Source organism: Clostridium sp. HGF2 (assembly GCF_964240115.1).
Taxonomy (GTDB): Bacteria; Bacillota_I; Bacilli_A; order Erysipelotrichales; family Erysipelotrichaceae; genus Clostridium_AQ; species Clostridium_AQ innocuum.
This window is the reverse complement of record NZ_CAXSSO010000005.1, coordinates 204,181-217,156: the sequence shown is the minus strand read 5'-3', so window position 1 is coordinate 217,156 and position 12,976 is coordinate 204,181. Positions and strand designations below refer to the sequence as shown.

Sequence of the window (12,976 nt, the reverse complement as noted above, 5' to 3'; positions counted from 1 at the left end):
TACTTTTCTTTCTTACAGTATTTGCTTTTATTTCCTTTTTAGTCTTTTTTCTTTAAAGAAATTCTTTAAGAGCTGTGAACATTCGTTTTGAAGAACACCGGATTCAACTTTCGGATAATGGTTATATCCCGGCTGTTCATACATATGCAAGGTACTTTCAATGCTTCCACCCTTTGGATCAGTAGTTCCATAGATAACAGTTCTGATACGTGATTGCAGAATAGCACCTGCACACATGCAACAGGGCTCCAGAGTAACATATAAATCACAATCCTCAAGACGCCAGCTTCCTACCTTTTTACAAGCTTTTTGAATTGCAATGATTTCAGCATGGTTTATTGACTGCTGTTTTGTTTCTCTGAGATTATGACCTCTTGCAATAATTTTATCATCCTTAACAATAACACAGCCAATGGGTACCTCATCTATTTTTTTAGCCTTCTCTGCCTCTCTTAAAGCAGCCCGCATATATTCTTCTTTCATAAAATTACCTCAGATATAAAAAAGGGCTACCACACATGATAGAGCTCCCTTAAGGCTGCTTTGTTCCCAATCTGACCTAATTCAGTAGATACCATTGTAGTAGCTTATATATTATAGCATATTCTCTGATTTTTTCAACAGTTAATTTGCTTTCACATATTTTATAATTACCATTTTGACTTTCACAAGTGATGAACAAGTCTATCCTGTATTTCATAAAGGAAACTCCTTTATCTATAAGACGAACACTATTTTTTTATCTGAGCTATTAACAAGATAGTAATATGAATTGTATTTCAGATACAATATATTGTAATGAAACGGAATACTTTTTTATCCTCTTTAAAAAAGTGAGCAGGCTAATTTTCTAAACAGTTCATAAATTCAGGTTGAACATAACTACATTGAGTACTTATCACCATTATATTCTTCAACAGAATTTGATTCTTCCTTTTCTCAAACACGATACAACTAGAGGAAGCTTTCTTATTTTATTATTAGAAAATCATTAGTGCATACATAAGAAAGTTTGAAATTGTCTTAACATTGGATTTGCGCCTACTTCGTATAAAAATAATTTTCATATATAAGGTTACCTTTTTATGTATAGCATCATTATATCTTATCTTCTATTTGCTTACACATTTTTTATTATCTCTTTTAAAACATTATGAAACAATCATAAGTAACAGCTGAAATTTCTTGATTTATCCTTAATTGTTTCACGTGAAACAAAAATGCCTAAAAAAAGCTGTGCAATCATTTGCAACGACATTACCAATCGTCCAATTATTAAAATACCGATGTAAATCAGAGAGTCACAATATCGTATTATTTATCCAAATAACACGATAAACAAAGGCTTTTCTGCTATTTTTAACCAACAAATAATAAGCTGTTTTAGATACTAAAAAAGGTGAAATTTATATAAAAATCACCTTTTCAATACTGCTTAATTTTTTGGCATCAATATTTTTGTGCCTCCCATATATGGCTGCAATTTTTCCGGAATATTCACACTGCCGTCCTTGTTCAGATTATTCTCTAAAAAAGCAATCAGCATTCGAGGTGGAGCTACCACCGTATTATTCAAAGTATGAGCAAAATATTTTCCATTCTCACCCTTTACGCGAATGCCAAGACGTCTTGCCTGTGCATCTGTCAAGTTAGAACAGCTTCCCACTTCAAAATATTTTTTCTGACGTGGACTCCATGCTTCGACATCAACAGACTTATTCTTCAAATCAGCAAGATCACCGGAACAGCACTCTAAGGTTCTCACTGGTATATCCAGACTTCTGAATAAATCAACAGTATTCGTATACAGCTTTACAAACCAGTCTTCACTTTCTTCCGGTTTGCAAACAACAATCATTTCCTGTTTCTCAAACTGGTGAATGCGGTAAACTCCTCTTTCTTCAATACCGTGTGCACCTTTTTCTTTACGGAAGCAAGGAGAATAGCTTGTATAAGTATAAGGAAGTTTTTTCTCATCAAGAATTGTATCAATGAATTTTCCAATCATAGAATGCTCACTGGTACCGATCAGATACAAATCCTCGCCCTCAATCTTATACATCATTCCTTCCATTTCCGCAAAGCTCATAACCCCGGTCACAACATTACTACGAATCATAAAAGGCGGTACAACATATGTAAATCCTCTATCAATCATAAAATCACGTGCATATGAAATGACAGCAGAATGAAGTCGTGCAATATCTCCCATCAGATAATAGAACCCGTTCCCTGCAACTTTTCTTGCACTATCCAGATCAATACCTTCAAACCGTTCCATAATATCTGTATGATATGGAATTTCAAAATCAGGAATCACAGGCTCGCCGTACTTCTGCAGTTCAACATTTTCTGAATCATCCTTACCAACCGGGACCGTAGGATGAATGATATTTGGAATCTGCATCATCATTTCCTTGATTTTCTCAGCAAGCTCAGTTTCCTTAACCTCTGTTTCCTTCATTTCATCTGCCATAGCCTGAACCTTGGCTTTAATAGCATTTGCCTCATCCTTTAAACCTTTGGCCATCAGACCGCCGATTTCCTTGCTCATAGCATTTCTCTTGCTTCGCAGCTCATCCCCTCGTTGTTTAAGAGAGCGATTCTCTTTATCCATAGCAATCACTTTATCTACAAGCTCAATCTTGTGATCCTGAAACTTCTTTTTTATGTTTTCTTTTACAATTTCAGGATTTTCGCGTAAAAATTTCATATCAAGCATAATCATAACCTCCTAGAATATAAAAAAGAGGTATGTCCATAAAGGGACGATACCTCGTGTTGCCACCCTTTTTGATATACCTATAAAGATATACCCTCTCATAGCTATAACGGTGCTACCGTAATCAACTACTAATAGTTCATTGATTCACTCAAAGGCGGATTTCATAAGCAGCTATTATAACTCACACCTACCGTTATATCTCTGAAAGTAGCCTGCTTTCTTACTTGACCTTTTCAACGTTTTATTATTTTATATCATTCTTCTACAGGATTGTCAATTATCTGTTCCGTAGTTTCTTCATTATTTTCCAAAGCTTCACCAGCTGCAGCTTCTTCCGGCTCCTCTTCTTCCTTTTCAACAATAGCCACCTTGGCAACAGATTCTTCATCTGCCACGTTGATCAGCTTAACACCCTGAGTATTACGGCTGTAAATACCAATATCATCAACAGATATTCGGATAATAATACCGGAGTTTGTAACAATCATGGCATCCTCATCACCATTTACAGCGCGAACGGAAACAAGCTCACCGGTTTTATTGGTAACATTGATTGTCTTTACACCCTTCGCTCCACGTGTTGTCAGACGGTATTCCTCAATAGCGGTACGCTTACCATAACCATTTTCACTAACAGCCAGCAGATGTGTTCCCTCTTTAGAAGTAGCAGCACCTACTACGATTGAGCCATCAACATTAAAGCCCTTCACACCGCTTGCCGTACGTCCCATAGCACGAATATCATCTTCATGGAATCGAACTGCCTTACCATTGGAGCCTGCGATAATAATTTCATCATCTCCGGTTGTTTCCTTCACACCAACCAGCTCATCAAATTCACGAAGTGTAATGGCGATTTTACCATTCTGACGTATAGAATCGAATTCACTCATCGGTGTTCGCTTAACCAGTCCGTTCTTTGTGACGAACAGCAGGAAGGAGGATTCACTATCCGGACGAACAGGAACAAGTGCACGCACCTTCTCCTCCTTGTCCAGATTTAACAGATTCACGACTGGAAGGCCCTTAGCCGTTCTACCAGAATTCGGCACCTTATACCCTTTGATACGGTAAACCTTGCCAAGATTGGTAAACAGCATCAGATAGTCGTGAGTGGACATTGTAATCAGCAGATCAACAATATCATCCTCATTTACAGACATACCCTTCACACCGCGGCCTCCACGGTTCTGTGTACGATAGGTATCTGTCGGCATACGCTTGATATAACCGTTTGTTGTCATTGTGATAACAACATCCTCAACAGGAATTAAATCTTCATCCTGCATATCGTAATCTGCCTCACTGATTTCTGTACGACGCTCATCGCCAAAGCGATTTTTAACCTCAGTCAGCTCATCACGGATAATCCCGAGAACACGATCATGGTTTGCAAGAATATCACGTAAATCTGCTATCGTATTCATCAGCTCTCGATATTCATTTTCAATCTTATCGCGTTCCAAGCCTGTTAAACGACGCAAACGCATCTCCAGGATTGCATTTGCCTGAATCTCCGTCAGTTTAAACTGCTCCATCAGACCAGTTCTTGCTTCCGCATCATTCTGACTGGAGCGAATCAGACGAATAATTTCATCAATGTGATCCAGTGCGATACGCAAACCTTCCAATATATGAGCACGATCCTCAGCTTTTTTCAATTCAAATTTTGTACGGCGTACCGTAACGTCAATCTGATGATTCACATAATGCTGAAGTGCCTCCCGGATTCCCATCTGCTTCGGTGTTTTCTCTACCAGTGCCAGCATGTTGACACCGAAAGAGGTCTGAAGCTGTGTCATACGATACAGCTGATTCAAAATAACATCCGGTTGAGCATCCTTACGCAGTTCGATCACGATTCGAATACCCTCACGGTTTGATTCATCATTCAGATAAGTGATACCTTCAATCTGCTTTTCTCTTACTAGGTCTGCGATTTTGGTAATCAGGTTCGCTTTATTCACCTGATACGGGATTTCAGTCACAACAATTCTTGTCTTACCGTTGCCCATATCCTCCAGATGATGCTTACTGCGTACCATGATGGAGCCGCGGCCTGTTTCAAATGCCTGTCGAATTCCGGCTCTTCCCAGAATGATACCGCCTGTTGGAAAATCAGGACCCTTGATATAATTGTCCATCAGCTCCACAACGGAAATCTCCGGATTATCCATAATGGCAAAGGTTGCGTCTATCGTTTCTGTAAGATTATGCGGCGGTATATTGGTCGCCATACCTACCGCAATACCGACAGAACCGTTTACCAGCAGATTCGGGAATCTGGCAGGCAGCACAGCCGGCTCAGTTTCCTCATTGTCATAGTTGGGTATGAAATCAACGGTATCCTTATTGATATCCTTCATCATTTCCATAGCGATTTTAGACATTCGGGCTTCGGTATAACGCATTGCCGCCGCACCGTCACCATCCATGGAACCGAAGTTACCATGTCCCTGTACCAGCATGTAGCGGTAGCTGAAGTCCTGTGCCATACGAACCATGGCGTCATATACGGCTGTATCACCGTGCGGATGATACTTACCGATTACTTCACCAACGATACGCGCTGACTTTTTAAACGGCTTGCTTGCCACAATTCCCAGCTCATTCATCGCATGCAGAATACGGCGATGAACAGGCTTCATTCCATCACGAACATCAGGCAGTGCACGATCTACGATTACAGACATTGAATAGTCCAGAAAGGAGGTTTTCATTTCTTTTGAAATATCTACCTGAATCAGTTTTTCCTTGTTTAAATCCATGTTCCCTTACACCTCCTTAGATATCCAGTGTTGCATAGATTGCATTTTCCTGAATGAAGTCACGTCTTGGTTCAACTTCTTCTCCCATCAGCATTTCAAAAATACTGTCAGCTTCCATAGCATCATCAATATTTACCTGCTTCAGCGTACGGAATGCTGGGTCCATGGTTGTCTCCCACAGCTGCTCCGGATTCATCTCTCCCAGACCTTTATATCGCTGTACGTTTACATTCTCACCCATAGAAGCACGTACCGTTTCCACTTCTTCCTCTTTATATACATATTCCACACGGTTTCCCTTGGCAACCTTGAACAGCGGAGGCATGGCGATATATACATAGCCACCCTCAATGATCGGACGCAGGTAACGGTAGAAGAATGTCAGCATCAGTGTACAGATATGCGCACCATCGACATCGGCATCGGTCATGATAATAATTTTATGATAACGCAGCTTACTGACATCCATTTCCTCTCCGATTCCACAGCCGAATGCTGTGATCATAGAGCGAATTTCATTATTTTCGAAGATTCTCTGCAAACGTGCCTTCTCGACGTTCAATATCTTACCACGCAGTGGCAGAATTGCCTGAAACTTGGAATTTCTTCCCTGCTTTGCACTTCCGCCGGCGGAATCACCCTCGACGATATAGATTTCACATTCTGAGGCATCCTTGCTGGAACAATCCGCAAGCTTACCGGGCAGTGATGTGATTTCCAGGGCTGATTTTCTTCTTGTCAGCTCTCTTGCCTTTTTTGCCGCAAGACGTGCCTTGCTCGCAAGAATCGCCTTATCTACAATAATCTTTGCTGTTTCCGGATTCTCCATGAAGAAACGGTTCAGCTGTTCACCCAGTATACTGGAAACAATTTTTCGTACCTCTGAGTTTCCCAGCTTCGTCTTTGTCTGTCCTTCATACTGCGGATCGGGGTGCTTTACCGAGATAATTGCCGTTAATCCCTCACGCACATCATCTCCAGCCAGTGTCTCGTCTTTTTTTATCATTCCCTGCTCTCTTGCATAGGCATTGATAATCCTTGTCAGAGCAAGTCGGAAGCCATCCTCATGCGTTCCGCCTTCCATCGTGTTGATGTTATTACAGAAGGAATAGATGCTTGGAATGTAGCCATCGTTATACTGCATGGCGATTTCCGCAAGAATCCCGTCCTCTATCCCTTCCACATACACAACCTCTTCATGCAGCGGTGTTTTGTTCTTGTTCAGATATTCCACATACTGGCGGATACCGCCATCGTATTTATATTCAATTCGTTTCGGCTCCGCTTCCCGTTCATCACAAAGCACCAGACGAATGCTTTTGTTCAGGAAAGCCAGCTGACGAATACGTGCATTCAAAGTATCAAAATCATATTCCTGTGTTTCCTGGAAGATTTCAGGATCTGCCTTGAAACGCACAATGGAACCATGCTTTTCGCTGTCATCGATGATTTTCAAAGGTCCTGTTGCCTTGCCTCCGTCTTCAAATCGAAGGAAAAACTCATGTCCGTTCTGATGTACGTTAACCTCCAGCCATTCACTCAATGCATTAACAACACTGGCACCGACACCATGCAGACCTCCGGAAACCTTATAAGCACCACCGCCGAATTTACCACCGGCATGCAGTACAGTAAAAATCGTTTCCACACCGGATATTCCAGTCTTTTCAACGATTCCCGTCGGCATACCTCGACCATTATCCTCAACACGGATGATGTTATTTTTTTCAATCGTTATTTCAATATCCGTAGCGAATCCGGCAAGAGCCTCATCGATCGAGTTATCAACGATTTCCCAGACAAGGTGATGAAGACCTCTCTCACTGGTAGAACCGATATACATACCAGGTCGTTTCCGTACAGCTTCCAGTCCTTCCAGGACCTGAATATCATCAGCCGTATAAGAATGATCAACCTTATCTTCCATTTCTTCGATTTCTTTCATCTGATTCTCATCCATAGTTCATCCTCCTAACATCTCTCGATTGTACCGTTGCTTACATTCCACAACGTGACTCTGCGATCACTTTTTATATCATCCATTTCCACAAAATCTGTTGTGGAGATGAAAATCTGCACCTCTTTGGGCAGAGATTTTAATAATTCCTGTTTCCGATAGCTGTCCAGCTCAGAAAATACATCATCCAGCAATAACACCGGATATTCCTGTATGATTTCATAAATCATATGAATCATACCGATTTTCAATGCCAGCAATACACTTCGCTTCTGTCCCTGGGAAGCAAAGCTGACAAGCTCGTGCCCGTTCATTTCAAAGATAAAATCCTCTTTATGAATACCGGCCGTCGTCTGTTTCAACAGCAGGTCGCGATCCTGATGCTTTTGATATTTCCTCAGCAGAGCTTCCTTCAGCGCTTCCTCACTGTCCGAGAAAGGAACACAGCTGAGATAGCGAACCGTAATATCCGTATCATCATTGGAAAGCTGGCGGTAAAATGTCCTGCATTTGTCCAGCAGCTCCTCCAGAAAGAAATGCCGCTGCTTCATGATGACAACAGATGCATCCACAAGCTGTGAGGTTAAGACCTCGAGATAGGAGCGGTCCACCCGTTCCTGCTTCAGATAAGCATTCCGCTCTTTTAAGAGCCGTGTAGCGACGTAAAGCGTCGATACATACTTCTTACTTATCTTACTCAGCTCCATGTCCACAAAGCGTCTTCTGACGCGGGGAGAGGCCTGAAACAGATTCATATCATCCGGACAGAACATAACGGAGTTAAATTCACCTATGAAGTCACTGACGCGATTCACGGGATTCTGATAAATAAAAAGATTTTTCCCCTTTTCATTTACCGTCACACGGATTTCCTCCGTTTTCTGTTCCTTTGCAATCAAGGCTTTAATAAAGAAGGCCTGCTCACCTTCTTTGATTAGATCTTTATCTTCACTGGTTCGATGGGATCTGGTCGTTGATAAATAAAGGATAGATTCCAGCAGGTTGGTCTTTCCCTGTGCATTCTTTCCTGTCAGAATATGAATGCCGTCGGTAAAACTGACATTTACATCTGCATAATTGCGAAAATTATGCAGACGAAGTGATTCCAGTCTCATGACAAAGAAAATACGCTGCCCTCAATGTCAATGACATCACCTGCATACAGCTTGCGTCCTCTGCGGTTTTCCTGTTCCCCGTTCACGTTGATTTTCAGGGATTTTACCGCAAATTTTGCTTCACCGCCGCTCTGGATAAAATCCGTCATTTTAAGCAGCTGACCTAATGTTATGTATTCACCGGTTATCTTTATATCCATTATAAAACCTCTTTCACATTCCTATATATTATATCATATTTAAAGGTTTTTTGTTAGTTTTTCCTATGGTTTTCAAACTTTTCTGCATCATTTTTCACATGTAAATTTATTCGCTTTTCAAACGCTGCGTTCCATTCCTGAAAAAGGTCTACTTTTGTTAAAATACATAGAAAAAGGCAGCAGGATGTTCCCCTTACTGCCTGTTGTTTATGCATAGGTTCTGACTGGAAGTACCAGCTGTAAAACATTATCATCATCCACAGATTTAATGATAAACGGCTTCATTTCTCCACAGAGGCGGAAGGTTACCAGACTGCCGCTCAATGCCTTGATTGCATCAAAGACATATCGTCCGTTACAGCTGATTTCCAGAGAGCTTCCTGTGAAGCTGGCACTGCTTAAAACCTCAGTGGAGGATCCTACTTCCACGGATTTGCTGGAAAGCACGCATTCCTGCTCACTCAGACTGAATTTAATAACGGAAACCCCGTCATTTTTAATAAAGCTTGCACGGTCAATAGCATTGAGAAGATCACGGGAATCAATTGTCAGCTCATAGTCAAACTGTAAAGGAATCAGTCGGCTTGTTTCCGGATATACACCGTCAATCAGTCGCGTCTGTACGATTGTGTCATGAATGATAAACTGCGCTTTTTTATCATTGACTGCAATTTCCACCTCTCCTTCACCTTCCAGTGTTTTAACAACCTCGGACAGGGATTTGGCAGGTATGGTGATATTGAAGTTCAGGGATTCGCTGATATCAATCGTTTTCTTTGCAAGACGATAGGAATCGGTAGCGACACAGTGCAGCGTATTGCCTTCACAGTGGAAATTCACACCGGTCAGTACCGGACGTGTTTCTTTATCACTTGTCGCAAAGCTGGTCTGCAAAATCACTTTCTTCAGTGTTTCCTCTTTTAATGCAAAGCATTCCTTCGGTTTGGAGAAGTCGATAGCCGGATACTCATTTGCACGCATTCCATTGATTCTGAACTCTGCAGTGTTTCCACTGATTTTAGTCAGGGAACCGTCAATCATTTCAAACTCGATTTCATCAGCATCAATCTTACGAACGATTTCCAGAATATACTTAGCTTCAATAACGATTGATCCCATATCACGAATCTCAAGAACACATTCTTCCGATTTTGTCAGTTTCGTCTGAATGGATACATCCGAATCACTTCCGGTCAGAATCAGACAATCTTCTTTTGCGTCAATCTTAATACCGGAGAACGCAGGAAGTGGTGAAAATGTAGAGATGGCACGGGATGCCACAGATAATGCATTGTAGAATTCTTTTTTAGACACCTTAAAGTACATGGGTGATGCTCCCTTCTTTTATGTTTTATAAGTAAATAAACAATAATAAGTATGTGGAAAGTGTGGAAAAGCTATAAAAACACTTTGAACATAGGCTTATTTTAACAAATTTTGCTGTGGATGAAAAGTTTAAACATGTGGATATCTTAGCTATTTTATCCCCAAATTACTTTCAATCTGCATGACTGCCTGTTGAAATGTTTCCTTTTCCTTTAACAGCTTCATCATTTTTTCATACGAGGACATGATCGTGGAATGATCACGGTTTCCAAATTCAAAACCGATTTTGGCAAACGGCATTTCCAGATGCGTCCTGCACAGGTATATTGCGATATGACGCGCATTGGCGATATTTTTGGTTCTTGATTTTGATTCGATCTGGGTTCTGGTCAGACCATAGTATTCGCATACCGCATTCTTTATCCTCTTCGGCGTTAGTTCATCCTCCTGCTTTACAACAATCGGATTTTCTTTGAATATTTCTTTCGCGAAGGTGATATCAATCCGCTCGGGATTATATAATATTGCTTTAAAGAACAGCTCGTTGAGCGTTCCCTCCAGTTTTCTGACATCACTTGCAAAGCGGGTTGCCAGATAATCGAGAACCTCGTCATCAATCATGATTTCATCGCTGCGGCCTTCCATCTTTTTCTGCAGAATAGCTTTCGCAGTTTCAAATTCCGGAGACCCTACCGATACGGACAGACCGCTGGAAAAGCGGGATATCAGACGGTTTTCAATTCCCTTCAGCTCTGTAGGATGAATATCACTGGTAATGACAATCTGTTTGTTGTCGGAAATGAGCTTGTTATACATATTGAAGAAGATTTCCTGTGAGGTGCTCTGCTTCAGACGCTGGATATCATCAATCAGCAGATAGTCCACCGAACAGATCATTTCCTTTACGTCCTCAACCGTCTTGTTTTTCATCGCCTCAATCAGCAAGGTGACGAAGTCCTCACTGTAAATGTATAAAACCTTTTCATCCGCCTTGTTTGCCTTGACGTAATTGCCGATGGCATGCAGCAGATGGGTTTTCCCCAGGCCTGAATTTCCGAATATAAACAACGGATTGTTGAATTTACCGGGATAATAGCATACGGACAATGCCGCAGCGTGAGCCTCCCGGTTGTTTTTCCCTACGACAAAGCTGTCGAAGGTGTACTCTTTTTTTACTTTGTCTTCAAATAAAATTTCATTTCTTCTTTTAATGACAGATGATGGCTGAAGCATATCCACTTCGCTCTTGAGCAGGATTTGACAGGAGACCTTCATATCCAGAACATCAGACAGCTTTTGCTGAATCAGATCGATGGAATCCATCATGATCTGCTTGTTGATCTTATAAGGAACAACAATGGTCGCAAAATCATCCTCTATATCAAAGAGATGAGAATCTTCTTTATACCATGCGTTGAATACGGCATCATCGAAATGTGCACTTTCATTTATGAGCTGAAGTGTCTTCTGCCAGATCTGCTCAAGCTGTACCTTGGCAAAATTAGACATAAACGACTCCTTTTTCATGCACCTTATATTTTACTATAGATTGTGGAAAAATACCACGGCTATTCTGATTAAGATAAAGGGAATCACAGCATATGTAAAAAAGTGCTGCTGTCATGTAGAAAAAATGGAAATAATTTGTTTATGGAAAGTGAAGGAGAATACTGATTCAGTTTTCCACCGGACAGGACACGTTTTCTGAAGGATTTCCGGTGGATTCCGTTTACACACATAGGTTATCCACAGGAAAACATGCTTTAAACAGGATAAATAAAGGAGTTTCTCCACTTTCCACAGCTTTCCATATGGAAAAAATGGGGAAACAGGAAGTGTGGAATCCTGTATTTTGTGGAAAAGTGGAAAACAATGGATATCAACAGATGCTTTTCCATCATTGTATACACATGAAAAGTATGATAAATAAAGGTTATGAGAAGCTTTTCTACAGTTTCCACATATGGTGGAAAACTATGATATGTATTCTTGTGGAAGAATCGTGGAAAATCTCTTGCATCGGGATAAACAGCTGATATCCTCTGCTTCATATTATGAATTGGAGTTGAAAGCCAAGTTTTCCACCGTAAACGGAGTGTTTTGTTGAAAACCCTCTGAATGATAATATACAGGACAATTTGCGAAGTGAATTGTGTTCTTTTCCAACTTCCTATATAATAGATGAGATGATTATATAGGATGTGATGATATGAACTGGTTTGAAAAAAGTACAAAACGCATGATTCAGCACCGTCTTGCCTCTACCTATCAGATGAGTCTGCTGCTGGAGCTGTTTCTGGCACTGCTTTCGTTTGTTTTGATTGCGGATAAGCTTTCCTCCCTATCCGTCTTCTTCGGAATTCTCGCTGTGGTTGTAGCGGCAAGAATTATCTTCCTGTACGCAGTCATGAGTCTGCGTGTGGAAACCAGAATTGTTTACGGCATCATGCTGCTGCTTCAGGCACTGATCTCCACCGTTTTATTTTTTTATGCAAGTATCTTTATATTTATAGTGGTTTCTGCTTTTATCGTGCTGCTGTTCCCTATTTTTACACATGCCTTCTGTCGAAAAATGGCATGGATTGACAAATAAACGTATTTTCAAATATTTTTAATGAATTATTGACTTTGACAGAGTTTTTATGTATAATTTTAAAGCAATGCTCAATTTGTATAAAATGATAAAGAAGAAGTGGAGGTGGCTCTTGTGAAAAGAACATATCAACCGAGCAAAAGAAAACACCAGAAAACTCATGGATTCAGAGCCCGTATGGCTACAGTAGGAGGACGTAAAGTATTAGCGCGTCGTCGTGCCAAAGGTAGAAAAGTGTTATCAGCATAAAAAATCACCCTGTGGTGATTTTTTTTCGCCTTGTCAAAGTGAA

Annotated in this window: 10 protein-coding genes, 1 other RNA gene and 1 other annotated feature; of the genes, 2 read left to right on the top strand and 9 right to left on the bottom strand. The window is 40.8% G+C overall.

The genetic code is table 11. The features are described from left to right. Positions 1-27: 27 nt before the first annotated feature. The 9 genes from tadA to dnaA form a co-directional block, all read right to left on the bottom strand. Positions 28-483: a tRNA adenosine(34) deaminase TadA gene (tadA, locus tag ACESPQ_RS10780; protein ID WP_002606686.1), complete on the bottom strand. Its 456-nt coding sequence runs from the start codon at positions 481-483 to the stop codon at positions 28-30. Positions 484-496: 13 nt separating this feature from the next. Beyond that, an RNA gene (ffs, locus tag ACESPQ_RS10775) (signal recognition particle sRNA small type) lies at positions 497-594 on the bottom strand. Between the two features lie 841 nt (positions 595-1,435). Then, entirely contained in the window at positions 1,436-2,722 is a 1,287-nt protein-coding gene (gene serS / locus ACESPQ_RS10770) for a serine--tRNA ligase (RefSeq protein WP_002606684.1), read from the bottom strand. Positions 2,723-2,761: 39 nt separating this feature from the next. Then, positions 2,762-2,971: a binding site (T-box leader), on the bottom strand. An 8-nt stretch (positions 2,972-2,979) separates the two neighbouring features. Next, positions 2,980-5,493 (bottom strand): DNA gyrase subunit A, encoded by a 2,514-nt coding sequence (gyrA, locus tag ACESPQ_RS10765; RefSeq protein WP_002606683.1) that lies wholly within the window; start codon positions 5,491-5,493, stop codon positions 2,980-2,982. A 16-nt stretch (positions 5,494-5,509) separates the two neighbouring features. Further along, complete coding sequence (gyrB, locus tag ACESPQ_RS10760; protein WP_373144343.1) at positions 5,510-7,453, bottom strand: DNA topoisomerase (ATP-hydrolyzing) subunit B; 1,944 nt, start codon at positions 7,451-7,453, stop codon at positions 5,510-5,512. Positions 7,454-7,464: 11 nt separating this feature from the next. Beyond that, on the bottom strand, positions 7,465-8,565 hold the full coding sequence (gene recF, locus ACESPQ_RS10755; protein WP_373144342.1) for a DNA replication/repair protein RecF: 1,101 nt from the start codon (positions 8,563-8,565) through the stop codon (positions 7,465-7,467). Next, positions 8,562-8,765, bottom strand: coding sequence for a S4 domain-containing protein YaaA (gene yaaA / locus ACESPQ_RS10750; RefSeq protein ID WP_002606680.1), 204 nt, complete (start codon positions 8,763-8,765; stop codon positions 8,562-8,564). The genes recF and yaaA overlap by 4 nt, the downstream gene beginning before the upstream one ends. A 207-nt stretch (positions 8,766-8,972) precedes the next feature. Then, positions 8,973-10,091, bottom strand: a complete 1,119-nt coding sequence (dnaN, locus tag ACESPQ_RS10745; RefSeq protein WP_008816042.1) for a DNA polymerase III subunit beta — start codon at positions 10,089-10,091, stop codon at positions 8,973-8,975. A gap of 150 nt (positions 10,092-10,241) precedes the next feature. Further along, positions 10,242-11,600 carry a chromosomal replication initiator protein DnaA gene (gene dnaA / locus ACESPQ_RS10740; protein WP_002606678.1) on the bottom strand — a complete coding sequence of 453 codons (1,359 nt, stop codon included), beginning with the start codon at positions 11,598-11,600 and terminating at the stop codon, positions 10,242-10,244. A 700-nt stretch (positions 11,601-12,300) separates the two neighbouring features. Here dnaA and ACESPQ_RS10735 point away from each other — a divergent pair. Then, a complete protein-coding gene (locus ACESPQ_RS10735; protein ID WP_002606677.1) occupies positions 12,301-12,684 on the top strand; it encodes a hypothetical protein in 384 nt (127 codons plus the stop codon). Positions 12,685-12,798: 114 nt separating this feature from the next. After that, positions 12,799-12,933 (top strand): 50S ribosomal protein L34, encoded by a 135-nt coding sequence (rpmH, locus tag ACESPQ_RS10730; RefSeq protein ID WP_009274359.1) that lies wholly within the window; start codon positions 12,799-12,801, stop codon positions 12,931-12,933. Positions 12,934-12,976: the final 43 nt, after the last annotated feature.